This is a genomic window from Streptomyces avidinii (genome assembly GCF_045161815.1).
Lineage (GTDB): Bacteria > Actinomycetota > Actinomycetes > Streptomycetales > Streptomycetaceae > Streptomyces > Streptomyces avidinii.
The window spans coordinates 6965413-6990990 of sequence record NZ_CP108863.1; the positions used below are offsets into that span (position 1 = coordinate 6965413).

22 protein-coding genes are annotated in these 25578 nt (G+C 72.5%); 14 read left to right on the plus strand and 8 right to left on the minus strand.

Annotated elements, in window-relative coordinates; all coding sequences use genetic code 11:
• Positions 1-5 precede the first annotated feature (5 nt).
• The 9 genes from OG373_RS31525 (at position 6) to OG373_RS31565 (ending at position 11501) form a co-directional block, all read left to right on the plus strand.
• Complete coding sequence (locus OG373_RS31525; RefSeq protein ID WP_405441749.1) at positions 6-2411, plus strand: xanthine dehydrogenase family protein molybdopterin-binding subunit; 2406 nt, start codon at positions 6-8, stop codon at positions 2409-2411.
• Complete coding sequence (locus OG373_RS31530; protein WP_405441751.1) at positions 2408-3241, plus strand: FAD binding domain-containing protein; 834 nt, start codon at positions 2408-2410, stop codon at positions 3239-3241. Before OG373_RS31525 ends, OG373_RS31530 begins: the two co-directional genes overlap by 4 nt.
• 283 nt (positions 3242-3524) lie before the next feature.
• Positions 3525-4751 carry an MFS transporter gene (locus OG373_RS31535; protein ID WP_405441753.1) on the plus strand — a complete coding sequence of 409 codons (1227 nt, stop codon included), beginning with the start codon at positions 3525-3527 and terminating at the stop codon, positions 4749-4751.
• Entirely contained in the window at positions 4748-6274 is a 1527-nt protein-coding gene (locus OG373_RS31540) for an ATP-binding protein (RefSeq protein ID WP_405441754.1), read from the plus strand. The genes OG373_RS31535 and OG373_RS31540 overlap by 4 nt, the downstream gene beginning before the upstream one ends.
• 12 nt (positions 6275-6286) lie before the next feature.
• On the plus strand, positions 6287-6628 hold the full coding sequence (locus OG373_RS31545) for a nuclear transport factor 2 family protein (protein WP_405441755.1): 342 nt from the start codon (positions 6287-6289) through the stop codon (positions 6626-6628).
• Between the two features lie 112 nt (positions 6629-6740).
• Entirely contained in the window at positions 6741-7388 is a 648-nt protein-coding gene (locus OG373_RS31550) for a TMEM175 family protein (RefSeq protein WP_405441756.1), read from the plus strand.
• Between the two features lie 72 nt (positions 7389-7460).
• The gene (locus tag OG373_RS31555; protein WP_405441757.1) at positions 7461-8762 is read left to right on the plus strand and encodes an IS701 family transposase; all 1302 of its coding nucleotides are present in this window, start codon (positions 7461-7463) and stop codon (positions 8760-8762) included.
• Complete coding sequence (locus tag OG373_RS31560; RefSeq protein ID WP_405441758.1) at positions 8762-9913, plus strand: XdhC family protein; 1152 nt, start codon at positions 8762-8764, stop codon at positions 9911-9913. The genes OG373_RS31555 and OG373_RS31560 overlap by 1 nt, the downstream gene beginning before the upstream one ends.
• Before the next feature lie 145 nt (positions 9914-10058).
• On the plus strand, positions 10059-11501 hold the full coding sequence (locus OG373_RS31565) for a GuaB1 family IMP dehydrogenase-related protein (RefSeq protein ID WP_405441759.1): 1443 nt from the start codon (positions 10059-10061) through the stop codon (positions 11499-11501).
• Between the two features lie 62 nt (positions 11502-11563).
• Here OG373_RS31565 and OG373_RS31570 read toward each other — a convergent pair whose 3' ends face one another.
• The 7 genes from OG373_RS31570 to OG373_RS31600 all read right to left on the minus strand — a co-directional run bounded on the left by OG373_RS31570 (position 11564) and on the right by OG373_RS31600 (position 18873).
• The gene (locus OG373_RS31570) at positions 11564-12802 is read right to left on the minus strand and encodes a histidine kinase (RefSeq protein WP_405441760.1); all 1239 of its coding nucleotides are present in this window, start codon (positions 12800-12802) and stop codon (positions 11564-11566) included.
• Positions 12799-14529, minus strand: a complete 1731-nt coding sequence (locus OG373_RS31575; protein ID WP_405441762.1) for a cation acetate symporter — start codon at positions 14527-14529, stop codon at positions 12799-12801. Before OG373_RS31575 ends, OG373_RS31570 begins: the two co-directional genes overlap by 4 nt.
• A 105-nt stretch (positions 14530-14634) precedes the next feature.
• On the minus strand, positions 14635-14910 hold the full coding sequence (locus tag OG373_RS31580; protein WP_397733428.1) for a hypothetical protein: 276 nt from the start codon (positions 14908-14910) through the stop codon (positions 14635-14637).
• 196 nt (positions 14911-15106) lie between these two features.
• Entirely contained in the window at positions 15107-15940 is an 834-nt protein-coding gene (locus OG373_RS31585; RefSeq protein WP_405441763.1) for a LytR/AlgR family response regulator transcription factor, read from the minus strand.
• A 117-nt stretch (positions 15941-16057) separates the two neighbouring features.
• A complete protein-coding gene (locus tag OG373_RS31590; RefSeq protein WP_405444275.1) occupies positions 16058-16996 on the minus strand; it encodes an SCO0930 family lipoprotein in 939 nt (312 codons plus the stop codon).
• A gap of 117 nt (positions 16997-17113) precedes the next feature.
• Positions 17114-18127: a GDSL-type esterase/lipase family protein gene (locus OG373_RS31595; RefSeq protein ID WP_405441764.1), complete on the minus strand. Its 1014-nt coding sequence runs from the start codon at positions 18125-18127 to the stop codon at positions 17114-17116.
• A 14-nt stretch (positions 18128-18141) separates the two neighbouring features.
• Positions 18142-18873: an SDR family NAD(P)-dependent oxidoreductase gene (locus OG373_RS31600; protein WP_405441766.1), complete on the minus strand. Its 732-nt coding sequence runs from the start codon at positions 18871-18873 to the stop codon at positions 18142-18144.
• A gap of 324 nt (positions 18874-19197) precedes the next feature.
• On the opposite strand from OG373_RS31600, the gene OG373_RS31605 reads away from it, so the two are divergent.
• Complete coding sequence (locus tag OG373_RS31605; RefSeq protein WP_405441767.1) at positions 19198-20688, plus strand: amino acid permease; 1491 nt, start codon at positions 19198-19200, stop codon at positions 20686-20688.
• A gap of 10 nt (positions 20689-20698) precedes the next feature.
• Positions 20699-21154 (plus strand): Lrp/AsnC family transcriptional regulator, encoded by a 456-nt coding sequence (locus tag OG373_RS31610; protein ID WP_030388502.1) that lies wholly within the window; start codon positions 20699-20701, stop codon positions 21152-21154.
• 49 nt (positions 21155-21203) lie between these two features.
• Here the strand turns inward: OG373_RS31610 and OG373_RS31615 are convergent, their stop codons facing one another.
• Entirely contained in the window at positions 21204-21914 is a 711-nt protein-coding gene (locus OG373_RS31615) for a GNAT family N-acetyltransferase (protein WP_405441769.1), read from the minus strand.
• A 403-nt stretch (positions 21915-22317) separates the two neighbouring features.
• Here OG373_RS31615 and OG373_RS31620 point away from each other — a divergent pair, with 403 nt between their 5' ends.
• The 3 genes from OG373_RS31620 (at position 22318) to OG373_RS31630 (ending at position 25452) form a co-directional block, all read left to right on the plus strand.
• Positions 22318-22722, plus strand: coding sequence for a hypothetical protein (locus tag OG373_RS31620; RefSeq protein WP_405441770.1), 405 nt, complete (start codon positions 22318-22320; stop codon positions 22720-22722).
• A gap of 189 nt (positions 22723-22911) precedes the next feature.
• Positions 22912-23712: a carbon-nitrogen hydrolase family protein gene (locus OG373_RS31625; protein WP_405441772.1), complete on the plus strand. Its 801-nt coding sequence runs from the start codon at positions 22912-22914 to the stop codon at positions 23710-23712.
• Positions 23713-23754: 42 nt separating this feature from the next.
• Complete coding sequence (locus OG373_RS31630) at positions 23755-25452, plus strand: flavin monoamine oxidase family protein (protein ID WP_405441773.1); 1698 nt, start codon at positions 23755-23757, stop codon at positions 25450-25452.
• Positions 25453-25578: the final 126 nt, after the last annotated feature.

The window sequence follows — 25578 nt, forward strand, 5'->3', positions numbered from 1 at the left end:
GGGACATGACCGCAGTGACGGGGGAGGCCCCGGCCGTGGGGGGCGGTGTCCTCGGGCAGCCGCTGGACAGCCGCGAGGATCCGCAGCTGCTGCGCGGCGAGGCCACGTACGTGGCGGACATCGACCTGCCGGGCACCGCCCACATGGCCATCCTGGGCAGCCCGGTGGCGCACGCGAAGATCCTCTCCATCGAGACCAAGGCCGCCGAGCAACTGCCCGGCGTGCTCAAGGTGGCCACCGCCGCCGACTTCACCGACGTCATGCCGCTGCCCTGCATCTGGATCCCCGGCGGCGTCGAGAGCCACTTCCCGCCCCACCCCTACGGACTTCCCGGCGCCCGCCCCGTGCTCACCGGCGACACCGTCCGGCACGTCGGCGACCCCATCGCCGTGGTCGTCGCCGAGACCCCCCGGCAGGCCGCCGCCGCGCTGGCCGCCATCGCCGTCGAGTACGAGCCGCTGCCCGTCGTCACCCGCGCCGACGAGGCCCTCGCCGACGGCGCGCCACAGCTCCACGAGGCCGTCCCGGGCAACCTCAACGCGTACTGGACCTGCGGCGACAAGGACCGTACCGACGCGGCCATCGCCGCCGCCGAGGTCACCGTCGAGCTCGACCTGGTCAACCAGCGCACCATCAACAGCCCCATCGAGCCGCGCGGCGCGATCGGCGACCACAACGCGGCCACCGGCGAGTACACCCTCTACGCCTCCACCCAGGGCCCGCACAACCACCGCTTCCTGCTCTCCGCGCTGGTCCTCGGCATCCCTTTCAACAAGCTCCGGGTCATCGCCCCGACCGTCGGCGGCAGCTTCGGCACCAAGGGGTACCTGTACCCGGACATGGCCCTCGTCCTGCTGCTCTCCAAGGCGCTCGGCCGCCCCGTGAAGTGGGTGGACACCCGCACCGGACTGATGAACTCCACCGTCCAGGGCCGCGACCACCGCCAGCACGTCACCCTCGCCGGCACCCGTGACGGCCGGATCACCGCCGTGCGCTGCACCAGCTACGCCAACCTCGGCGCGTACCCCTCCACCATCGGCCCCGGTGTCGCCACCGCGCTGATGGGCCGCTCCATCAGCGGCATGTACGACATCGACGCCGCCTTCTGCGAGGTGTACGCCGCCTTCACCAACACCGTCTCCCTCGGCGCCCAGCGAGGCAGCGGACGCGCCGAGGCAGCCTTCCTCATGGAGCGGCTGGTCGACCGGTACGCCTCCGAGATCGGCATGGACCCGGCGGCCGTCCGCCGCAGGAACCTGGTGCCGAAGGAGAAGTTCCCGTACGACAACGGCCTCGGCTGGACCTACGACTCGGGGAACTACCGGCTGAACTTCGACCGGGCCATCGAGCTGTCCGGCTATGCCGACATGCCCGCCCGCAAGGCCGAGGCCCGCACCCGCGGCAAGCGGCTCGGCGTCGGCCTCGCCACCTACGTCGCGATCTGCGGAGTCGGCCCCTCCACCCGGATGTCCCAGGAGGGCATGCTCGGCGGCACCTGGGAGAGCGCGAACATCCGCGTCCACCCGACCGGCGAGGTCACCGTGATCGTGGGCTCCGCCTCCACCGGCCAGAGCCACGGCACGGTCTTCGCGCAGGTCGCCGCCGACGAGCTGGGCATCGACCCGGACACCGTCCAGGTCCTGGAGGGCGACACGCAGAAGGCGCCGTACGGGCAGGGCACCTACGGTTCCCGCTCCTACAGCATGGCGGCGCCCGCCGTCGCCCTCACCGCCCGGAAGATCAAGAGCAAGCTGATCCGGGCCGGGGCCGTCTTCCTGGGGGTCCCCGAGGACAAGGTCGTCTACGAGGGCGGCCGGGTCCACGAGGAGGGCAACGAGGAGAACGGCAAGACCTTCGCCGAGCTGGCGATGGCCATGTGGTACGGCTGGGGGCTGCCCGCGGACATCGAGCCCGCCCTCGACGAGACCACCCACTTCGACCCGCCGGACTTCAACTACCCCTTCGGAACGCACGTCGCGGTCGTCGAGATCGACGAACTGACCGGCGAGACCGAAGTGGTGTCCTACACCGCCGTCGACGACGCCGGCCACATCGGCAACCCCAAGATCGTCCTCGGCCAGATCGAGGGCAGCATCACCCACGGCCTCGGCCAGGCCCTGATGGAGGCCGCGGTCTACGACGAACAGGGCCTGCTCGTCAGCTCCGACCTCACCCGCTACGCCCTGCCGCGCGCCGCCGACGTGCCGTTCTTCACGCTCGACAAGACCGTCACGCCCAGCCCGCACAACCCGCTCGGCGCCAAGGGCGCCGGCGAGATCGCCACCGTCCCGCCCGCCGCGGCCGTCGTCAACGCCGTCGTCGACGCCCTCTCCGACCTGGGCGTCCAGCACATCGACATGCCCGTCACCCCCGAGAAGGTCTGGCGCCGCCTGAGAGGGGAAGCCCAGTGATCCTCACCGAGTTCGACTACGTCCGGCCCGCGGGCCTCGACGAGGCGCTGGCCCTGCTGTCCGGGACGCGCGGCGCCAAGGTCCTGGCCGGTGGCCAGAGCCTGCTCCCCGACCTGCGCTCCGGGGCCGACCGGGCCGGGCTGCTGGTCGACATCAGGCGCCTGGCGGAGCTGCGCGGCATCGGGCGCACCCCCGACGGCACGCGGCTGCGGATCGGGGCCCTCACCACGCTCGCCGAGCTCGCCACCGACCCGCTGGTGCGCGCCGAGGCCCCGGAGCTGGCCGCCGCGGCCCGCGCCAACGGCGACCCCCAGGTCCGCAACCTCGGCACCGTCGGCGGCAACCTCCTCGCCGCCGGGCGCGCCACCGACCTGCCGGTCGCCGCCATGGCCGCCGACGCCGTGGCCGAACTGGCCGGCCCCGACGGGCGGTCCACCGTGCCGGCCGAGGAGCTCGCCGCCGGCCCGGCACCCGCCGGTTCGGTCCTCACCGCGCTGCTGGTGCCCGCCGCCGGCCCGGCCGCCGCCTTCGAGAAGACCGCCGACCGGGCCACCCGCTACCCGGTGTGCGCCACCGCCGTACGGATCACCCCCGGCGGGCTGCGCATCGCCGTCACCGGAGCCACCTCCCGCGCGCTGCGGCTGCGCGGGGTCGAGGACCGGCTGCGCGGGGGACCGTACGGCACGGACGCCGTGCTCGCGGCCTTCCGCGCCGAGCCCCGGGAGGTCTTCGTGCCCGGGCGCGGCACCTCGGCCGAGTACCTCGGCCATCTCGTCGGGGTCCTCACGGCCCGCGCCCTGCAGAGGGCCGAGCAGGCCCTCGCCCGCTAGTGCGGTGACCGGAAAGGTCCACCGGGTCGCGACGCCCGGCACGGCACCTCGCCGCGTTGTCGGACCATGGAAGTACGTCCAGTACGGCCCGCGGCCCTCCGCCTTGCGATGCTTCCCCCAGGCCCTGCGGGCCTGGGGAGACCCCATGCACCGGACGCCGCGACCCGGCCAACCTTTCCGGCCACAGCACTACCCGTCACGGGGTCCATCACGGGCCCACCACGAGCTCATCACGGGGGAGTTGAGTGACGCAGTGGCCGAAACATCCGAGACGATCACGGGGGTGACCGTGCACCGAGCCGCACACGCGGCCAGTGCGCCCAGAGGTTCCGGCTTCTGGGTGGTGGGCGCGGTCCTCGTCCTGCTGATGCTCTCCTCCTCCGTGCCCTCCGCCCTCTACGTGCTCTACCAGCAGAAGTGGGGGCTCTCCTCCGGCACGATCACGGTGGTCTTCGCCCTGTACGCCGTCACCGTGCTGGCCGGACTCCTGCTGTTCGGGTCACTCTCCGACACCCTGGGCCGGCGCCCGGTCCTCGGCGCCGCACTGGTCCTGGCGATGGTCTCGATGGCCCTGTTCGCCGGAGCCGGGGGACTCGGGCTGCTGCTGGCCGCCCGCGCCGTCCAGGGACTCGCCGTGGGCCTCGCCACCGGGGCGATGGGCGCGGCCCTGCTGGAACTGAGCCCGGCGTCGAGACCCGCGCTCGGCGCCCAGGTCAACAGCGCGGGCCCCACCGTGGGCATCGGGCTCGGCGGGATCGGAGCCGGCCTCCTCGTCCAGTTCGCGCCCGCGCCGACCGCCCTGAGCTACCTGCTGCTGGTCGGGGCCTTCGCCGTGACCCTGGTGGGGGTGGTCCGGATGCGGGAGAGCGCGCCGGGCGCCGGCGGCCGGTTCCGGGTGGTCCCGCACCGGATCCACGTACCGGCCGGTGCCCGGGGCCGCTTCACCGTCCTCGTCCTGACGATCGTCGCCGTCTGGTCGGTGGGCGGGTTCTACCTGTCGCTCGGCCCGCACCTGGCACTGTCCCTGCTGGAATCCACCAACTACCTCGTCGGCGGGGCCACGGTCGCCCTGCTCGCGGGCGCCGCCACCGTCGCCCAGCTGATGCTCGGCCGCACCGGGGCGCTGCGCACCGCCGTGCTCGGGCTGTCCGGCCTCCTCGCCGGACTCGGCCTGGTGCTGCTCGCCCTGGGTCTCGGCTCGGCCGCCGTGTTCCTCGTGGCCACGGCCGTCCTCGGCAGCGGCTGGGGCGCCGCCTTCCTCGGTTCCTTCCGCGCGCTGAGCGCGCTGGCGGACCCGGCGCACCGCGGTGAACTGACCGCCGCCGTATACGTTTTCGCGTACCTCGCGATGAGCGTGCCGGCGGTCCTGGCCGGGATGCTCACCAACATCCACGGACTGCACCGCACCTCGGTCGGCTTCATGGCCGCAGTGGCCGGCGTGTGCGTGCTGGCCCTGCTGGCCACCCTGCGACTGGCCGCCCGTACCCGGGCCGAGGGGAGTACGACGTGAACACGGCGGACACGGAGGGCCCCGGGCTGAGGTCCGCCCTGCGCGGGCTGGAGATCTTCGCCCGGATCACCGAGGAACAGCTGGACTGGCTGGTCTCCGTGTCGCAGCCCCGGGTCCTCGCCGACGGCGACGTGCTCTTCCGGGACGGCGAGGAGGCCACCGGCTTCCACATCCTGCTGTCCGGCGGGCTGGTCGTCACCAAGGTCGTCGACGGCCGGGAGGAGGTGCTCACCCGGCACTCCACCGAGGAGGAGAGCGCGGCCGCCGACGACCACGACGGCAAGCCCTCCGCCGCCCACCGCTTCACCGGCGAACTGCCGCTGCTGACCGACGGCTCCTACGTGGCCACCGCGGCCGCCAGCGGCCCGTCGACCACCGTCGTGGCCTACCCGAAGCCCGTCTTCTTCGAGATGCTGACCCGCTGCCACGGGGTGGCCGCCGTACTGATCCCCGTACTGGCCTGGCGCATCAAGTCCTCCGAGGTGCAGGCCCGCAAGCGGGCCACCGTGGAGGCGCTCGGCACCCTGGCCGCCGGGCTCGCCCACGAGCTGAACAACCCGGCGGCGGCGGTGGCCCGGGCCGCGCAGGAACTGGCCCCCGCCCTGGAGCGCCTCACCCGTACCGCCCAGGCCTGGGGCGCGGCCGCCTCGGGCGCCGAGCGTGCCGTCCTCGACCGGATCGCCGAGGAACTGGACAAGCTGCCGCCGCCGGTGACCACCGACCCGTTCGCCCAGGCCGACGCGGAGGAGGAGATCGCCGACTGGGCCGAGGAGGCGGGCACCGAACGGCCCGGCCTGCTCGGCTCGGGGGTCGCCGACCTCGGGCTGGAGCTGGGCTGGCTGGTGCAGCGGCTGGAGGGGGTGGGGGCGCCGGCCCTCGCCCGCGCCCTGGACCATCTGGCGGCGCTGCTGGAGATCCGCTCGCTCGCCGCGGAGCTCCGGGCCGCCGGCCCCCGGATCTCCCAACTCGTCTCCGCCACCCGGGATTACGCCAACCTGGACCGCGCGCCCGAACAGAGCTTCCGGGTGACGGAGGGCCTGGAGAACACGCTGGTCGTTCTGCGTGCGAAGCTCGCCGGTATCAGCATCGTGCGTGAGTACGAGCCCGGACTGCCCGAACTGACGGGCTATCCCAGTGAGTTGAACCAGGTGTGGACCAACCTGGTCGACAACGCTGCCGAGGCCATGGAGGGCGCCGGCGTCCTGACCCTGCGGGCCCGTGCCGAGGGCGTCTGCATGGTCGTGGAGGTCCTCGACACCGGCCGCGGCATCCCGGCGGCTTCCCTGCCGCGGATCTTCGAACCGTTCTACACCACCAAGGACGTGGGCAAGGGCACGGGCCTGGGGCTGCACCTCAGCTACCGCATCGTGACCCAGCGCCACCACGGGTCGATCACCGCCCGTTCGCGTCCCGGCGAGACCCGGATGGTGGTCCGGCTGCCCTTCGCCGGCAGCGCCCGGTCCTGCGTCTCACCTGCGGCAACACCCGAAACGGCACCCGCCGTGGGCACCTCTCCCAGTTGAAACGGAGTCGACATGGCCAAGTACGACATCTCCACACTGCACCCGGTGTTCGTCCGCCAGATGGAGGCGCTCGCCGCCCTGGACATCGAGGCCGTCATGAAGAACTACACCGAGGACGCGGTGCTGCTGCGCTTCGAGGGGGCGTCGGTCGGGATCGAAGCCGTTCGCGAGACGTTCACCGGCTATCTCACCGTGAAGCCCACGCTCGTGGAACTCCAGGAGTACATCGAGACCGACGACACCATCTTCTACCGGGCGATCATGAACCTGAACGGTGAACCGGAGCACGCGTTCGGGACGCTCGTCGTCCGCGATGGCCGGATCTGGCGCCAGACAGCCGGATTCGGCGGCTGACGGCCGAAATCTGGGTAGCGTGTGCGGGGAGGGCGCCGCAACGCCCTCCCCGTATGTGTGGCACGCCGTGCGGGCAAGCCGCTTATATGCAAGAAGTGGCAAAGGGGAGGCAATGGAAAACGAAACCGGGCGGGTCGAGGCATTCAGTGACGGCGTATTCGCCGTCATCATCACGATCCTCGTTCTGGAATTAAAGGTTCCGGAAGAAACCGGATCGGACTTCTGGCACGGAGTCCGGGAACAGTGGCCCCATTACGCCGCTTACGTCGTGAGTTTCCTCATCATCGGCGTGATGTGGGTGAATCACCACACCATCTTCAGCCACCTCAAGAGGGTCGACCGCCCCTTGTTGTTCCTGAATCTCCTGGTACTGATGGTGGTATCGGTGGTTCCCTACACCACCAATGTGCTCGCCGAGCACCTCATGGAGGAAGGCGGCTCCGCCAACGCCGCCGCGGTCCTCTACAGCGGCGTCACGGTGGCCTACGCCATGGCCTTCCTGGCCTTCTGGTGGTACGTCACCCGGGTCGGCCACCTCTTCCACGAACGGGTGGACAAGGAGGGCGCCCGAGCCACTCGGGTGCGCTTCGGCCTCGGTGCCATCGCCTACCCCCTGACCGTGCTGCTCGCCTTCTACTCCGCAACACTCACACTTGTCGCCCACTTCCTGGTCGCGATCTACTATGCGGCGAACCAGATCCCGATTCCTCTCGTGGTAGAGGAAGAGCGGCTCGAATCTGCCAGCGACCTCAGGAAGTAGCCGCCGGGGCCTACGGCCGTTCTGCGCGGTCAAGTAGGGTATTGGATCTAGCTGGTCGCGGGGGAGGCCCAGATGGCTCGCGTAGTCCTGCCGGAGGATTCCACGGCGGAAATCTCCGAAATGATCGACGTCCTGATCTCTCTGCTCTTCGAATCCTTACCCCGGCGGGACCAGCGAAACTGGGCCCGCGTTTATCTGAACGGTCTGGTGCGGACCGCCGGAAAGAAAACAATTCGTAACATCGCCGGAACAGGAGCCAGTTCCGTCGAGCAGAGCCTCCAGCAGTTCATCAGCAAGTCCCCCTGGGACTGGACCCCGGTCCGCCGCTCCCTCGCCCAGCACCTCGAACGCACCGCACAGCGCCCCCTGGCCTGGGTGCTCCAGCCCATGGTCATCGAGAAGGCCGGAGACCGGTCCGTCGGCGTCGGCCGGCAGTTCGTCCCCCAGCTCGGCCGCACCGCCAACTGCCAGCAGGCGAGCGGCATCTGGCTCGCCTCCAGCGAAGCCAGCTTCCCGGTCGAATGGACCCTCACCCTCCCCGGGCCCTGGACCAGCGAACTCCTGCGCCGGCGACGGGCCGGCATCCCCGACACCGCCCGCTCCCTCACCCCCGCCCAGGACGCCGTCCACGCCGTCCAGCGGATGGCCGCCACCTGGCAACTCCAGCGCCGGCCCGTGGTGATGGAGGTCGCGGGCGCCGACCTGTCGCAGAGCATCGAGTCCTTCACCCTCCAGGACATCCCCTTCGTCTTCAAGGTCGACGGTTCCCTCCCCGTCTCCTTCGGCGGCGCCGGCCGGCACAAACCCGGTCCGCACACCGCCCCCGCCCGCGAACTCATCGACTCCCTGCGATCCCAGCGCCGCGTCGTCGAATGGACCCGGCACGGCCGTGCCGAGGGCGCAGTCACCCTGCTGACCTCGGCCTCGATCCTCGCCACCCCCTGCGAGGACCGCCCCGTACCCGCGCCGCCCACCCCGCTGATGCTGGTCGGAGCCTGGACCGAAGCCGCCCTGCTGCCCTCCGAGTTCTGGATCACCAACATCGGCGACCGGCCGCTCGCCCAGCTCTTCCTGCTCGCCAAACTCACCGACCGCGTCTCCCTCGACTTCGCCGAGACCTGCGAACCCGTCGGCATCCGGGACTTCGAGGGCCGCTCCTTCCGCGGCTGGCACCACCACGCCACCCTCGCCAGCGTGGCCCACGCCGCGAAACTGCTCGGTGCGCGCCCCCGGCTGCCCGACGGATACCCCGGACCCACCCGGTCCGCCGCCGCCACGGCCCGGCCACCCGCGACCGGCCCGGCCACCCCGGCCGTACTGCCGCCGCGCCCGCACGTGCCCGGGCAGACCCCGCGCCGCGAATACATCCGCTGATGCTCGACATAGCCGACGAGCTACGCGCGTGGTGCGCCGCGCAGCGCGAGTTCGCCCTGGCCACCGTCGTCGCCGTCGACGGGAGCGCTCCCCGCGGACCCGGCGCCTCCCTCGCCGTCGACGACCGGGGCACCGCGCTCGGCTCCATCTCCGGAGGCTGCGTGGAATCCGCCGTGCACGAGCTGTGCCTCGACGCCCTCGCCTCCGGCGAAGGCGGCCTGCACCGCTTCGGCTACAGCGACGAAGACGCCTTCGCCGTGGGCCTGACCTGCGGCGGAGTCCTCGACGTCCTGGTCACCCCGGTCCGCGGGCTCGACCCGGTCCGGCCCGTACTCGGCTCGGTGCTCGACGCCGCCGCCGGGGGAACCCGGGCCGCGCTCGCCCGGGTGGTCTCCGGACCGCCGCCCCAGCTCGGCCGCGCGCTCGCCGTCCACGCCGACGGCTCCTACGAGGGCGGGCTGGCGGGCGGACCCGACCTGGACCGGACCGCCGCCCGGCAGGTACGGGCCCTGCTCCTGGCCGGGCGCACCGGCACCGCCGAGCTGGGCTCGGCCGGCGGACTCTGCGGGCAGCCGCTCACCCTGCTGGTCGAATCCGCCGCCGAGCCGCCCCGGCTCCTCGTCTACGGCGCCATCGACTTCGCCGCGGCCCTCGCGCGGATCGGCGCCTTCCTCGGCCACCGGGTCACCGTCTGCGACGCCCGGCCCGTCTTCGCCACCCCGGCCCGCTTCCCCGACGCCGACGAGGTGATCGTCGACTGGCCGCACCGGCACCTGGCCGCGGAGAGCGCGGCGGGCCGCCTGGACTCCCGTACCGCCATCTGCGTCCTCACCCACGACGCCAAATTCGACGTACCGCTGCTGGAACTCGCGCTGCGGCTGCCCCTGGGCTACGTGGGGGCCATGGGATCACGGCGCACCCACACCGAACGCGTCCGACGCCTGCGGGCCGAGGGCGTCACCGACTCCGCGCTGGCCCGGCTGCGCTCACCCATCGGCCTCGACCTCGGCGGCGCCACCCCGGAGGAGACGGCCCTGGCCATCGCCGCCGAGTTCACGGCGGTCCGGCACGGCGGCTCGGTGCTCCCGCTGGCCCGCCGCCGGGGCCCGGTCCACCGCCGGCCCCGGCCCGCCGGGACCAAGGTCCCGTAGGAAACGACCATCCGGCCCGGCCCGTCCTGGACGATCAGCCCGGGCGGCGTGAACTCCAGGTCGTGGGAGAATGAAGTACGTGCGTTTCCTCGGCTGTCCTGCCGGGGCGTAGACGGATCCTTCGATCGACTGGGATGTTCAGCACGTGCGTTTCCTCAATGACCTGAAGCCGCCGTACGACCTGACGTACGACGATGTGTTCATGGTGCCGAGCCGCTCCGCGGTCGGTTCCCGTCAGGGTGTCGACCTGTCCTCGCCCGACGGAACCGGCACCACCATTCCCCTCGTCGTGGCCAACATGACCGCCATCGCGGGCCGCCGGATGGCCGAGACGGTCGCCCGCCGCGGCGGCATCGTCGTCATCCCGCAGGACATCCCGATCGAGGTCGTCACCGACGTCATCTCCTGGGTGAAGACCCGCCACCTCGTGCTCGACACCCCGATCACGCTGGCGCCCTCCCAGACCGTCGCGGACGCGCTGTCCCTGCTGCCCAAGCGCGCCCACGGCGCCGGCGTCGTCGTCGACGCCGAGGGCCGCCCGGTCGGCGTCGTCACCGACCACGACCTGACCGGCGTCGACCGCTTCACCCAGCTCTCCGAGGTCATGTCGAAGGAGCTGCTGCTCATCGACGCCGACATGGACCCCCGCGAGGCCTTCAACCAGCTCGACGCGGGCCACCGCAAGCTGGCCCCGGCCGTCGACAAGGACGGACGGCTCGTCGGCATCCTCACCCGCAAGGGCGCACTGCGCGCGACGCTCTACACCCCGGCCACCGACGCCGACGGCAAGCTGCGCATCGCGGCCGCCGTCGGCATCAACGGCGACTTCGTGGCCAAGGCCAAGCAGCTGCTCGACGCGGGCGTGGACACGCTCGTCATCGACACGGCGCACGGCCACCAGGAGTCGATGATCAACGCGATCAGGGCCATCCGCGCCCTGGACCCGCAGGTCCCGATCGTGGCGGGCAACATCGTCGCCGCCGAGGGCGTCAAGGACCTCATCGAGGCCGGCGCGGACATCATCAAGGTCGGTGTGGGCCCCGGCGCCATGTGCACCACCCGCATGATGACCGGCGTGGGCCGCCCGCAGTTCTCCGCGGTGCTGGAGTGCGCGGCCGAGGCGAAGAAGTACGGCAAGCACGTGTGGGCCGACGGCGGCGTCCGTCACCCGCGCGACGTGGCGATGGCGCTGGCCGCCGGTGCGTCCAACGTGATGATCGGCTCCTGGTTCGCCGGTACCTACGAGTCCCCGGGCGACCTCCAGCAGTCCGCCGAAGGCCGCCTCTACAAGGAGTCCTTCGGCATGGCCTCCGCCCGCGCGGTGCAGAACCGCACGAGCGAGGAGTCGGCGTACGACCGTGCCCGCAAGGGTCTCTTCGAGGAGGGCATCTCCACCTCGCGGATGTTCCTCGACCCGGGCCGCCCGGGTGTCGAGGACCTGATCGACTCGATCATCGCGGGCGTCCGCTCCTCGTGCACCTACGCCGGTGCCGGCTCCCTCGCCGAGTTCGAGGAGAAGGCCGTGGTCGGCATCCAGTCCGCCGCCGGCTACGCCGAGGGCAAGCCGCTGCACGCCAGCTGGAGCTAGCTCCCCTCATGGCCCCCCTCCGGGTCCGGGCGCTGCCCGGACCCGGCCACCGGGGCCGTCCGTCAGGGGCGGGGAGGCCGGTGGACCGGGGGCGCACTGTGCACGCCCGCACGGTACTTGGGAATGCGCAGCGTGACCTTCATGCCCGCCCCGACGCCCGTCTCCATCACCGGACCGTACTCGTCCCCGTACACCTGCCGGATCCGCTCGTCGACATTGGGCAGCCCGATCCCGGAGGAGCCACCGCGCTCCCCGGCCAGGATCCTCCGCAGCAGCGCCGGATCCATCCCGACCCCGTTGTCCTCCACCGTGATCACCGCCTCCGAGCCCGCGTCCTGCGCCGTGATGGTGATCCGGCACTCCTCGGTGGAGTCCTCCAGCCCGTGCTTGACGGCGTTCTCCACCAGGGGCTGCAGGCACAGGAACGGCAGCGCCACCGGCAGCACCTCCGGCGCCACCTGCAGAGTCACCTTCAGCCGGTCACCGAACCGGGCACCGGCCAGGGCCAGATACTGCTGGACGGAGCGCAACTCGTCGGCCAGCGTGGTGAAGTCGCCGTGCCGCCGGAAGGAGTACCGGGTGAAGTCCGCGAACTCCAGCAGCAGCTCCCGCGCCCGCTCCGGATCGGTCCGGACGAACGAGGCGATCGCAGCCAGGGAGTTGAAGATGAAGTGCGGGGAGATCTGCGCCCGCAGCGCCTTGATCTCCGCCTCCATCAACCGCGTCCGTGACCGGTCCAGCTCCGACAGCTCCAGCTGTACGGACACCCACCGCGCGACCTCCGTCGCGGCCCGCACCAGCACCGCCGACTCACGCGACCCGTACGCCACCAGCGCGCCCAGCACCCCGTCCTCGCCCGTCAGCGGGGCCACCACCGCCCACTTCAGCGGACAGTCGGGCCGCTGACACTCCGTGCGCACGCTCTGACTTCGCCCCGACGCCAGCATCAACGCCACCCGGGCCATCGCCCGCCGCTCATGGTGGTCGGCGCCCGGACCGTCCCAGGCCAGCACCGACTCCCGGTCGGTGAGGCACAGCGCCTCCGTGCCCAGCAGCGACCGCAGCCGCCGGGCCGCCTTGCGGGCCGCGTCCTCCGTGAGCCCGGCCCGCAGCGGGGGAGCGGCCAGCGAAGCCGTGTGCAGGGTGTGGAAGGTGGCCCGCTCCACCGGGGTACCCAGGTCCGTACCGGCCGCCCGCTCGCCGTGGCGGGCGTGCCGGCGGCCCGCCGCCCAGCCCGCACCCAGCAGCAGGACCGCACCCGCCGCCGGCAGCGCCAGGAGGGCCGGCTCCACCCCGGTCACCGCGGCCCCCCCGCCCGCTCCCCGGCCACGACCTCCGGCAGGTGCAGCCGGGCCAGGGTGGCCGCCGTCCCGGCCGGGATCCGCGACCGGGTGGCCAGCGACACCGCCACCATCGTCAGGAACCCGAGCGGCACCGACCACGCCGCGGGCCAGGCCAGCAGCGTGTGCAGCCAGCCCGGCGGGGCCAGATCGGCCCGGGTCGCCAGCACCGCGCTCAGCGCCGCCCCGCCGCCGGTGACCAGCCCGGCCACCGCACCCGGCGGGGTCAGCCCGCGCCACCAGATGCCCAGCACCAGCAGCGGGCAGAACGAGGAAGCCGACACGGCGAAGGCCAGGCCCACCGCGTCCGCCACCGGCACCTGCGTCGCCGCCACGCTCCCGGCCAGCGGCACCGCGATCGCCACGACCGCCGCCGAACGGAAGCTGCGCACCCCCCGCGCCGGCAGCACGTCCTGGTGCAGCACCCCGGCCACCGCCATGGTCAGCCCCGATGCCGTCGACAGGAACGCCGCGAAGGCGCCCCCGGCCAGCAGCGCGCCCAGCAGATCACCGAGCAGCCCGCCCAGCATCCGCTCGGGCAGCACCAGCACCGCCGCGTCCGCGTCGCCGGTGAGGGCGAGCTCGGGGGCGTAGATCCGGCCCAGCGCCCCGTACACCGGCGGCAGCAGGTAGAAGACCCCGACCAGCGCGAGCACGACCAGCGTGGTGCGGCGCGCGGTCCGCCCGTCGGGGCTCGTGTAGAACCGCACCGCCACGTGCGGCAGGCCCATCGTGCCGAGGAACGTCGCCAGGATCAGCCCGTAGGTGGCGTACAGCCGGTACTCGCGCAGCCCGCCGGACATCGGCACCGACCAGGTGGACACCCCGGGCCGGGCCTGCGTCCGGGTGTCCGGAACGGGCGTGTCCGCGGCGAACTCCAGCCGCGCGTGAGCCCGTACGGCATGCTCGCCGGCGGCCAGGGTCAGCGGGGCCGACACATAGCCGCGCCCGTCCACCTGCCCGGTCACCGTCACCGTCAGCGGCTGCGCCACGGACAGCCGCACGTCCTCCGCGACCGTCACCGAGGTGTGCTCCCGGAAGACGGCCGGGGCGTCGAAGGTGGCCCGCGGCGCACCGTCCCCGGCCCACGCCGCGAGCAGGAAGAAGGCCGGCACCAGCAGCGCCGTGAGCTTCAGCCAGTACTGAAAGGCCTGGACGAAGGTGACCGAACGCATCCCGCCGGCCGCCACCGCCACCGTCACCACGCACGCGACGACCAGCCCCCCGACCCAGTGCGGTGCCCCGGTCAGGATCTCCAGGGTCAGCCCGGCCCCCTGCAACTGCGGCAGCAGGTACAGCCAGCCGACCCCCACCACGAACAGCACCGCGATCCGGCGCACCACCAGCGACTCCAGCCGCGCCTCGGCGAAGTCGGGCAGCGTGTACGCGCCGGAGCGGCGCAGCGGGGCCGCCACCAGCACGAGCAGCACCACGTACCCGGCGGTGTAGCCCACCGGATACCAGAGCATCTCGGGCCCCTGGAGCAGCACCAGCCCCGCCACCCCGAGGAAGGACGCCGCGGACAGGTATTCGCCGCTGATGGCCGCCGCGTTCAGACGGGGCCCCACCGTGCGCGAGGCGACGTAGAAGTCGGAGGTGGTCCGGGATATCCGCAGGCCCAGCGCGCCCACCAGGACCGTGACCAGGACGACGACGGCGACCGCGGTCAGCGCGTACGTCTGGTTCACCGGTCGGTCCTTCGGCAGGGGGAGGGGTGCCCGGAGTCTACGCACGCCCCCTGACCGGGCGACAGGTCCGATTCGGACCGCCCGCCGGGCCCGCCGGAGAGCGGGTCACAGAGCCGGGTCGCGGTGCTCCGCGCAGTCGCGCAGGGCGATCTCCAACTCCACGTACGACTCCTCCGCGCGCCGGAACGCCAGCGTCAGGGCGGCCTCCGCGCGCGGCGGCACCTGCTCGCGGACCTCCTCGCGGGCCTCGTACAGGACGTCGGCCCAGCGGGCGGCGGCACTGCGCAGCCGGGCCAGCAGCACCTCGGCCTCGGCGGGCCCCGCGGGCCGGGCGCGGGGCAGCCCGCTCAGGGCGTCGACCAGCGCCTGGATCTCGGACATTTCGCTCCTCCCGCGCCGGAAGATCCACGATACGCAGGAGCCACGACCCCGGAGGGCCGATCGGACGAGCGGTGCGGCCGACGGCTCCGGCGGATCGCCGTACGCCCCTCCCGGCGCGACGAACGGCGCCGCCGAGCGCCGGACGGTCACGGGCGAAGGGCACGAGGCGCTCGCGGTGCCCGCGCGGCGGCCGGTTTCAGCCGGTCGCCTGCCGCAGCAGAAGGTCCCGCAGCTCCCGCGCGTGCCGGCGGCTCACCTGGAGCTCCGCCGCTCCCACCCGGACGCTCGTGGTCCCGGCCTCCAGCCGCAGCTCGTCGATCCGGGCCAGCGCCACCAGATGCCGGCGGTGGATCCGTACGAACCCGCGAGCCGCCCAGCGTTCCTCCAGCGTGGACACCGGGATCCGGACCAGGTGGCTGCCCTCGTCGGTGTGCAGGCGCGCGTAGTCGCCCTGAGCCTCGACGTAGGAGATGTCCGCGATGGCCACGAAGCGGGTGACCCCGCCCAGTTCGACGGCGATCTGGTCGCCGCCCCGGTCGGCGACCGTGACCTCGGTGACCGGGCGGCGCGGCACCGCCGCCGCGCCCGCCACCGGGACCTCGGCGGCCGCCGCCGGAGCCGGCGCGGCCTCCTCGGAGCGGCCCAGCTGCTCACAGGCCCGCCGGACGGCCTCGGCCAGCCGCTCCGGGCGCACGGGCTTCAGTACGTAGTCCACGGCCTTGAGGTCGAAGGCCTGTACGGCGAAACCCTCGTGGGCGGTGACGAACACGATCAGCGGCGGCCGCGCGAACCCGGCCAGCAGCCGGGCGATGTCCAGCCCGGTCAGCCCGGCCATGTGGATGTCCAGGAAGACCACGTCGATGCCGTCGGCCCCGTCGGGGCCGGACTCCAGCGCCCGGGTGACCCGGCGCAGCGCCTCGGTGGCGTCCGAGGCGCCCTCCGCGCTGCGCACCCGGGGGTCCGAGCGCAGCAGGTAGAGGAGTTCCTCCAGGAGCGGCTTCTCGTCGTCGACGGCCAGTACGCGCAGCATGCGGCCGAGTCTAGAGAGGACTCCGTCCGGGCGGAACGGGGAAAGGGCGCGGCCCCCGCCCAGGGGGGATGTGGGCGGGGGCCGCGCGAACGGGGTGGGGGGAGGGAGTGGCCGGGACTACTGGACGGTGATGAGCTTGCCGTCGGGGGACACGGCGTACCAGGTGCCGCCCACGCCCTGGCCGTTGACGTCACCGGGCTTCTTGTCACCGCTGAAGGTGTAGACGGGCCAGCAGTCGACGCTCTGCTGCTTCTGGCCGTCCGGGCGGTTGAGCACCGTGTAGTTCTTCTCGACGATCCCCTTGTCGTTGGCCTTCTCCACCGGCGCGACGACCGGCCACTTGGTCAGGCAGTCGCCCACGCACTTGGAGGTCATCGGCCACTGGGTGTCCGGCTTGAACCGGTAGACGGTCATGCCCTTGCCGTCGACGATGTGGTCGCCCAGCTTGGGGTCCTTGGCCACCGACAGCTTCCCGTCGGCCTCGGCGGCGCCGCCCGCGGCCGGAGCCGGGGCCTCCGCCTTCGCGGCCTTCTTCCCGTCGGGCCCGAACGCGAACCACACCCCGCCGACGCCCTGGCCGTTGACGTCACCGGCCTTGGCGTCCTTGTTGTAGCGGTACGCGGGCCAGCCGGCCACCGTCAGCTGCTTGCTGCCGTCGGTGCGCACGACCTCGCCCAGCAGCGCCGGGTCCATGCCGGCGGCGGCGGTGACATCGCCGGCGGCGACGACCGGCCAGGTCTTCGCGCAGTCCCCGTCGCAGTTCGACTTCGGCGGCTTGGCCGTGTCCTTGTCGAAGCGGTAGAGGGTGAGACCGGCGCTGTCGGTGAGGACCTGGCCGAGCTGGTCGTTGGGGGCGGCGGTCAGCTGCCCGGCCGGCTTGGCGCCCGCGGCGCCGTCGGCGGCGGCCGGGGCCTGCCCGTAGTCCTGGGCGGCGGCGGCCGCCCCGACCGGCTTCGTCGTGTCTGCGGCCTTGTCGTCCGTCGGGCCGCAGGCCGTCGCCGCCAGGACGACGACGATCGCGGCCGTGGCCAGGGTGGTTCCGCGCTTGATGCCCATCTTGATCTCTCCCACTTCGGTGTCCTTCGTGTCCGCCACCCAGGTGGCGTCAACTCTGCCCAGGACACGCCGCGGTGGGCGAGATCTGTTCAACCCGTTCGGTGTGGGCTGTTTCACTCACCCCACGCCGAACCCGGTGCGCCGCAGGGCCGTGGCCACAGCGAGGCCGAGCACCTGGTGTCCGCTGTCGTTGGGGTGCAGCCCGTCCGCCAGATGCTCGGGACCGAGCAGGTCACGGCCCGGGAGAACGGCCAGCCGGTCGTCCCCGGCGGCCATCCGGTCCCGGGTGGCGCGCTCCATCGCATCGCGCAGGGCGCCCAGGGTGGCGCCGAGTTTGTTGGGGGTGCGCTCGGCGTCCGGTCGCAGGACGGGGGAGACCAGCAGGATCGGGGTCCGCGGGTGGCCCTGGCGGACCAGTTCGAGGAAGGCGCGCGTGGTCTCGTACAGCAGGGGCGCCGAAAAGGGCACCCGGGACCAGCAGTTGGTGCCGAAGGCGAGGGTGAGGACGTCCGCGGGCAGGCCCGCGAGCTGCTCTGCGGTGGTCAGTTCACCGCGCGCGGCGCCCGCGTAGCCGAGGTTGACGGTGTCCCAGCCGAGCGCCCGGCCGGTGACCGCGGGCCAGCCGTGCGCGGGGCGGGTGGACCACCAGCCCTCGGTGATGGAGTCGCCGTGCACCACCCAGCGCGGGGCGGGCGGCGCCGGGGCGAGCGGGCCGCCGATCCCGCGCAGGCCGAGGATCAGCGGGGACTGGGTCTCGGGCGGGTGGACGGTGAACGGGCCGCTTCCGCCGCCCAGGTCGATCCGTACGACGGCCTCCGCGGCCGGTTCGGTGAACACCTCGGTGACCACCCCGTGCCGGTCCCACAGCGCGAAGCCGTGCGCCAGGTCGCGCAGCGCGTCGGTGGGGCCGGGCAGGGTCGCCCGGTAGCGGATCTCCACGGCCCGCGCGGTCTCGGTGGTGAACTCCAGCCGGACCCCGATGGGCAGGGTGGAGCGCTCGCCGGTGTCCCAGGGCAGCCGCATGGTGTCGGCCGGGTCGGCGCGCACCGGGCGGCCCCGGTCCAGCCAGGCGACCCCGCGCAGGAAGGGCCGCGCGTCCTGCCACGGCGATGGCTCGTCAGGGCCGCCCACGGGTCCCGGTGGTCTCACAGGTCGCCTCCGATCGTCGGGTACGGGAACTTCACGCCGACCCCACCGTCCACCACGAGCGTCTGCCCCGTCACGTACGAGGACAGCGGCGAGGCCAGGAAGTACAGGGCGGCCGCGATGTCCGCGGTCTCGGCGACCCGGCCCAGCGGGGCGTTCTCCGCGTTGCGCCGCCGCCCTTCGGTACCCAGCAGCGCGGCGACCCGCGGGGTCCACACCACCCCCGGTGCCACCGCGTTCACCCGTACCCCGTGCGGACCCAGTTCCACCGCCGCGGAGCGCACCAATGCCATCAGGGCGGCCTTCGCCGCCCCGTACGCCGCGTGCCGGGGGGCGGCGGTCAGCCCGGAGAGGGAGGCCACGAAGACCAGCGGGCCGCCCCCGCCGGCCGCGACGGCCTCGCCGCCGTACTGGGCGGCGAGCCAGGCGTGCCGCAGGACGACGTCGAAGTGCCAGTCCCAGCCGGCGTCGTCCAGTTCGGGCAGCCCCGCGTACCGGGCCATGCCGACGATGTCGACCACCCCGCCCACCGGGCCGCCCAGCAGCCCCGGAGCCTCCCGGAAGAGGTCGCGCACGGCGTCGCGGCGGGTCACGTCGCAGCGGTACGGGAGGCCCCCGGTCTCGGCGGCGACGGCCGCGGCCCGGTACCCGTCGAGGTCCACGCACAGCACGCGGGCGCCGCCGGCGGCGAGCGCGTGGGCGCTCTGGCGTCCGATGCCGTCCACATCCATGGCGGCACGCTGCGGCAGATCTGACGAAGTGTCAATAAATGGGGTCCGGGACGACCTGCGCAGCGATCGATCATCCCTACGCAACAAACGACTGTCAGTGACGGATCCGCGCAACGATCGTGCGCCAATGTGCAAGGATGGTGCATTACGGGCGGTATCACTCAGCTCGTAGGCTCACTCGCTGTACGTGGAGTGGCGCGGATCGCCTGCTCGGCGGTCCCCCTTGGCGCAGACCCTTCTTTCGACGGGCCCTGCCCTGCTCCGGATCGTCGCGGTCGACGCCTCCCCTGACCTCCCCGATCCGCAGTGACAAGGAGTCCCCTCGTGCTCGACCACGGCCAGGCGCCACCGCTCGCCTCCGAGGCCCGCAGGCCCGTCAACCCGCTGCTCCGCCGCAAGCCGGTGGAGCAGCTGGTCTCCGAAGGCGGCCAGGGTGAGGGCGGCGCGCTCAAGCGGTCGCTCACCATGTGGCAGCTGACCATGATCAGCATCGGCGCGACCCTGGGCACCGGCATCTTCGTCGTCCTCGGCGAAGCCACCCCGATCGCCGGCCCGGCCGTCTTCATCGCCTTCATCGTCGCGGGCCTGACCGCGCTGTTCTCGGCGCTCTCCTACGCCGAGCTCGCGGGCTCCATCCCCGTCTCGGGCTCCTCGTACTCCTACGCCTACGCCACCATGGGCGAGCTCATAGCCTGGGTCTGCGGCTGGTGCCTGATCCTTGAGTACGGCGTCTCGGTCGCGGCCGTCGCCGTCGGCTGGGGCCAGTACCTCAACGAGCTGCTCGACGGGACCCTCGGCATCACCATCCCCGAGGGCTTCTCCGCCCCGCTGGGCGAGGGCGGCTACATCAACATGCCCGCCCTGGTCGTGGTCCTGCTCTGCATGGTCTTCCTGCTCCGCGGGGCCAAGGAGAGCGCCCGGATCAACTCGATCATGGTTGCCGTCAAGATCGTGACGCTGGTCCTCTTCTGCGTCATCGGCTTCATGGGCATCAAGGCCGGCAACTACACCCCGCTGGCCCCGCTCGGCGTCACCGCCATCAGCACCGCCGCCTCCATGCTCTTCTTCTCGTACATCGGCTTCGACGCCGCCTCCACCGCCGGTGAGGAAGCCAAGAACCCGAAGAAGGACCTGCCGCGCGCGATCATGCTGTCGCTCGCCATCGTCACCGCGATCTACTGCCTCGTCGCCCTGGTCGCCGTCGGCGCCATGCCGTGGCAGGAGTTCGAGGGCAGCGAGGCCGCCCTGGCCCAGATCATGGAGAACGTCACCGGACACTCCTTCTGGAGCGTCATCCTCGCCGCGGGCGCCGTCGTCGCCATCGCCAGCGTCGTCTTCGCCGTCCTCTACGGCCAGACCCGCATCCTCTTCGCGATGTCCCGCGACGGTCTGATGCCGAAGGCCTTCGCCAAGGTCGACCCGAAGTCCGGCACGCCCCGCGTCAACACGATCATCGTCTGCCTCTTCTGCGGACTGCTCGCCGCCTTCATCCCGCTGGGCGAGCTGGCGAACGCCACCAGCATCGGCACGCTCTTCGCCTTCGCCCTGGTCAACGTGGCCGTCGTCATCCTGCGCTACACCCGCCCGGAGATGAACCGCACCTTCCGGGTCGCGCTCTTCCCGGTCACCCCGATCGTGGGCTTCCTGCTCTGCGGCTACCTGATGACCGAGCTGCCGGGAATCACCTGGCTGGTCTTCGGTGGCTGGATGGCCGTCGGGCTCGTGATCTACTTCTTCTACGGCATGCGCCGCTCCAGCCTGGCCACTGTGGCCGCCCTGGCCGCCACGGCCGAGGAGGTCGCTGAACAGAAGTGATTCACCCCCCGTGCGACTGAACGATCTTGACGAACGCATCGTGCACGCCCTCGCCGAGGACGCCCGCCGCTCCTACGCGGACATCGGCTCCGAGGTCGGGCTCTCCGCCCCCGCCGTCAAGCGGCGCGTGGACCGGCTGCGCGCCGAAGGCGCCATCACCGGCTTCACCGTCCGGGTGGACCCGGCCGCCATGGGCTGGGAGACCGAGGGCTTCATCGAGATCTACTGCCGCCACAACACCTCGCCGGACGACATCCGGCGAGGGTTGGAGCGGTATCCCGAGGTAGTGGCCGCGTCGACCGTCACCGGTGACGCGGACGCCCTCGTCCAGGTCTTCGCCTCCGACATGCGCCACTTCGAGCGGGTCCTGGAACGCATCGCGGGCGAACCCTTCGTGGAACGCACCAAGTCGGTGCTCGTCCTCTCCCCGCTCCTGCGCCGCTTCACCTCGGGCGCACCCGCGTAACGCCTCCCGGCGGGGCGGGGCGGGGCGGGGCGGGGGCGGGTCGGGGCGGTCACGCCCGTGGGGTGCGCAGGCCCAGGAAGAGCGGGCTGCGGCGCAGGGTGAAGCCCATCGACTCGTAGAGCCGGACCGCCCCCGTGTTCGACGCAGCCGCGTGCAGGAACGGGTGGTCCCCGCGCTCGCGGGCCGCCGCCGCGACCGTGCGGATCAGGCGGCTCGCCAGACCCCGGCCCCGGTGGTCCGGGTGGGTGCACACCGCGCTGATCTCCGACCAGCCCGCCGGCCGCATCCGTTCCCCGGCCATCGCGACCAGCCGGCCCTCGTGACGGATCCCGAGGTAGGTGCCCAGCTCGACCGTCCGGTCCAGGAACGGGCCCGGCCTGGTCAGCCCCACCAGCTCCAGCATCTCCGGTACGTCACCGCGCCCCAGCGGCACCGCCTCCGGCGCGGCACCGCCCCGTACCGCCCGGCCGTCCAGCTGCACACCCGCAAGCGTCACCAGCGTCTGCCACCCCGGCGGCGGGGTCGGCAGCCCGGTCAGCCAGACCTCCTCCCCGGGGCCGGCCAGCGCGGCCAGGTCCGCCCACGCCCGCGGGTCCTCCGGATCGGCGAGGGCCGAGAAAGGGGCCGCGTCCGGCGCGTAGCGGGCCGCCAGACCCGCGGGCCCGAACTCGGCGAATCCGCGGTGCGTGCCCGTCAGCGCGGCCCAGACCGGATTGTCGAGTACTTCACTGCCGCACAGCGTGCCGGTCTCGGGGGACATGGGCGCGGGACTCCTTCCGGAAGGCGACGGCGACCGGTCACGGCCGCCTTCTTGACGGCCCCGGGCGCCGCCACGAGACTGCGGGGGACGGCCACGACGGACAGGCCCGCCACCGGAAGCCTAACCAGCACCGGTCGGGGGCGGCCGAGGACAGGACGGGGGTGGGCGGACGTGGACACGGCCGGAACGGCGGACCCGCACAGGCACCCGCATCCGCACACGCACACGCACCCCCGGGCCCTGCGGAGCCGGTGGCTCACCCGGCGCCTGCACATCGACCTCCTGCGGGTGTGCAGCGCATTCGGCCCGCGCGGCTGACCCCTCCAAGACGAGTGACCCGGACCGGGTGCGCGCACCGCGCCGCCCGGAGCCCAGCCGTGCAGTCCTCCACCCCGGGAGAGCCATGTCGCACACCGTCCTGCCCCGCACCCGCACCGTCCTGCCCCGCACCGGCCCGGCCCCCGCCCCGCGCGGCCGCATCGGAGCCGGCTTCTCACCCGTCCCGCACCGCTACCACCTCTACCTCTGCGCCGACTGTCCCCGCTCGCAGCAGGTCACCGCCGCCCTCGCGGCGCTGGGCCTGGCGGACTCGATCACCGCCACCGTCCTCGGTACGGACCCCCGCAGGGCCGAGTACACCGCGCTGCGCCTGGCCTACGAGGCCACCGGCCACCACTTCGACGGTGCCCTCACCGTCCCCGCCCTCGTCGACACCTGGAGCGGCCGCGTCGTCTCCGACCACACCCCCGATATCCTCGACGACCTGCGCTTCCTGGCCCGCCACCCGGCCTTCCGCGCGGGCGCGTAGCGGGGGCCGCTCCGGGGTCGCTCGGGGGCCATGACGGGGCGCGCGAGGCGCCCGCGCAACGAATCGCCGCGGCAGCCGTAGAACACGCAACGAATCGATGCGCGGAGCGCAACGCTCACGGCTTGCCGGGGTCGAACGCGCGAACGTACCGTTTTATGACCCCCACCCCGCCTGTCACAGAGGTAGCCCATGCCCCCGCTGCGCACCGCCCTCCTCCAGAGCTCCGGCGTTCTCGGCGACACCGCCGAGAACCTCAAGGCGCTCGACGAGGCAGCGGCGCGCGCCGCACAGAGCGGGGCCGGGCTGCTCGTGACCTCGGAGATGTTCCTGACCGGCTACGCGCTGGACCTCCAGGACATCCCCGGCCTCGCCGAACCGGCCGACGGTGCCTCCGCACGGGCCATCGGCGAGATCGCCCGCCGCCACAAGGTCGCCGTCCTCTACGGCTACCCGGAGAGCGCGGACGGCGTCGTCCACAACGCCGCCCAGCTCATCGGCCCCGACGGCGCGGCGCTGGCGAACTACCGCAAGACCCACCTCTTCGGCTGCTTCGAACAGGACGCCTTCACCCCCGGCGACACCCCCGTCGTCCAGGCGGACCTGAACGGTCTCCGCATCGGCATCATGATCTGCTACGACGTGGAGTTCCCCGAGAACGTCCGGGCGCACGCGCTCGCCGGCACCGACCTCCTCCTGGTGCCGACGGCGCAGATGCACCCGTTCCAGTTCGTCGCCGAACAGCTGGTGCCCGTAAGGGCCTTCGAGAACCAGATGTACATCGCGTACGTCAACCGCACCGGCCCGGAAGGCGAGTTCGAGTTCGTCGGACTCAGCTGCCTGGCGAGCCCCGACGGGGTCACCCGGACCCGGGCCGGCCGTGGCGAGGAGCTGGTGTTCGGCGAGGCCGATCCCGAGCTGCTGTCGGCCTCGCGCGAGAACAACCCGTACCTGCGCGACCGCCGACCCGGGCTCTACGCCTCCCTCGTCTAAGACCTCTCTTCCCCCAGCCCTGCCGCAAGGAGACGTACCCCCATGACGTCCACGGTGCCCACCACCGCCGTCCCGCACAGCGACGGACAGCCGCCGATCACCATGTTCGGCCCGGACTTCCCGTACGCGTACGACGACTTCCTCGCCCACCCGGCGGGCCTCGGCCAGATACCGGCGACCGAGCTCGGCACCGAGGTCGCCGTCATCGGCGGCGGGCTGTCCGGCATCATCTCGGCGTACGAGCTGATGAAGATGGGCCTCAAGCCCGTCGTCTACGAGGCCGACCAGATCGGCGGCCGCCTGCGCACCGTCGGCTTCGAGGGCGCCGAGACCGAGGGCCTCACCGCGGAGATGGGCGCCATGCGCTTCCCGCCGTCCTCCACGGCCCTGCAGCACTACATCGACCTCGTCGGCCTGGTCACCGAGCCCTTCCCGAACCCGCTCGCCGAGTCCACCCCCTCCACGGTCGTCGACCTCAAGGGCGAGTCGCACTACGCCGAGACGATCGCGGACCTCCCGCAGATCTACCGCGACGTGTCCGCCGCCTGGAACGCCTGCCTCGACGAGGGCGCCGACTTCTCCGACATGAACACCGCGATGCGCGAGCGGGACGTCCCGCGCATCCGCGAGATCTGGGCCAAGCTCGTCGAGAAGCTCGACGACGAGACCTTCTACGGCTTCCTCTGCAAGTCCGAGGCCTTCAAGTCCTTCCGCAAGCGCGAGATCTTCGGCCAGGTCGGCTTCGGCACGGGCGGCTGGGACACCGACTTCCCGAACTCCATCCTGGAGATCCTGCGCGTCGTCTACACCGAGGCCGACGACCACCACCGCGGCATCGTGGGCGGCTCCCAGCAGCTGCCGCTGCGCCTGTGGGAGCGCGAGCCGGAGAAGATCGTGCACTGGGACCGGGGCACCTCGCTGTCCTCCCTGCACGGCGGCACGCCGCGCCCGGCGGTCACCCGCCTGCACCGCACGGCCGGCAACCGCATCACGGTCACCGACTCCTCCGGCGACATCCGCACGTACCGCGCCGCGATCTTCACGGCCCAGTCCTGGATGCTCCTGTCGAAGATCGAGTGCGACGACACGCTGTTCCCGATCGACCACTGGACGGCGATCGAGCGCACCCACTACATGGAGTCGTCCAAGCTGTTCGTCCCCGTCGACCGGCCGTTCTGGCTGGACAAGGACGAGGAGACCGGCCGCGACGTCATGTCGATGACCCTGACGGACCGGATGACCCGCGGCACGTACCTGCTGGACAACGGCCCTGACAAGCCCGCCGTCATCTGCCTCTCGTACACCTGGTGCGACGACAGCCTCAAGTGGCTGCCGCTGTCCGCGAACGAGCGGATGGAGGTCATGCTGAAGTCCCTCGGCGAGATCTACCCGAAGGTCGACATCCGCCGCCACATCATCGGCAACCCGGTCACCGTCTCCTGGGAGGACGAGCCCTACTTCATGGGCGCGTTCAAGGCCAACCTCCCGGGCCACTACCGCTACCAGCGCCGCCTCTTCACCCACTTCATGCAGGACCGCCTCCCCGAGGACAAGCGCGGCATCTTCCTCGCGGGCGACGACATCTCCTGGACGGCCGGCTGGGCCGAGGGCGCGGTCCAGACCGCCCTCAACGCCGTCTGGGGCGTCATGCACCACCTCGGCGGCTCCACGGACTCCACCAACCCGGGCCCGGGCGACGTCTACGACGACATCGCCCCGGTCGAACTCCCCGAGGACTGACCCCTCCGGGTCCAAGGGCCACGGGCCGTCCCCGCGCGAGCAGCGCGGGGACGGCCCGTTTTCCATATCCGCTGCCGGACTCCACGGCCCGGAACGGCAGAAGCCCTGCCGGAGAATCCGGCAGGG

What these genes read in the sequence shown, in the direction of transcription:
- OG373_RS31580 (WP_397733428.1), bottom strand. Translation starts at nt 14,910, where the DNA reads ATGTCCGAGATCCAGGCGCTGGTCGACGCCCTGAGCGGGCTGCCCCGC.
- OG373_RS31550 (WP_405441756.1), top strand. Translation starts at nt 6,741, where the DNA reads ATGGAAAACGAAACCGGGCGGGTCGAGGCATTCAGTGACGGCGTATTC.
- OG373_RS31625 (WP_405441772.1), top strand. Translation starts at nt 22,912, where the DNA reads ATGCCCCCGCTGCGCACCGCCCTCCTCCAGAGCTCCGGCGTTCTCGGC.
- OG373_RS31525 (WP_405441749.1), top strand. Translation starts at nt 6, where the DNA reads ATGACCGCAGTGACGGGGGAGGCCCCGGCCGTGGGGGGCGGTGTCCTC.
- OG373_RS31590 (WP_405444275.1), bottom strand. Translation starts at nt 16,996, where the DNA reads ATGGGCATCAAGCGCGGAACCACCCTGGCCACGGCCGCGATCGTCGTC.
- OG373_RS31560 (WP_405441758.1), top strand. Translation starts at nt 8,762, where the DNA reads ATGCTCGACATAGCCGACGAGCTACGCGCGTGGTGCGCCGCGCAGCGC.
- OG373_RS31585 (WP_405441763.1), bottom strand. Translation starts at nt 15,940, where the DNA reads ATGCTGCGCGTACTGGCCGTCGACGACGAGAAGCCGCTCCTGGAGGAA.
- OG373_RS31615 (WP_405441769.1), bottom strand. Translation starts at nt 21,914, where the DNA reads ATGTCCCCCGAGACCGGCACGCTGTGCGGCAGTGAAGTACTCGACAAT.
- OG373_RS31545 (WP_405441755.1), top strand. Translation starts at nt 6,287, where the DNA reads ATGGCCAAGTACGACATCTCCACACTGCACCCGGTGTTCGTCCGCCAG.
- OG373_RS31555 (WP_405441757.1), top strand. Translation starts at nt 7,461, where the DNA reads ATGGCTCGCGTAGTCCTGCCGGAGGATTCCACGGCGGAAATCTCCGAA.
- OG373_RS31600 (WP_405441766.1), bottom strand. Translation starts at nt 18,873, where the DNA reads ATGGATGTGGACGGCATCGGACGCCAGAGCGCCCACGCGCTCGCCGCC.
- OG373_RS31620 (WP_405441770.1), top strand. Translation starts at nt 22,318, where the DNA reads ATGTCGCACACCGTCCTGCCCCGCACCCGCACCGTCCTGCCCCGCACC.
- OG373_RS31630 (WP_405441773.1), top strand. Translation starts at nt 23,755, where the DNA reads ATGACGTCCACGGTGCCCACCACCGCCGTCCCGCACAGCGACGGACAG.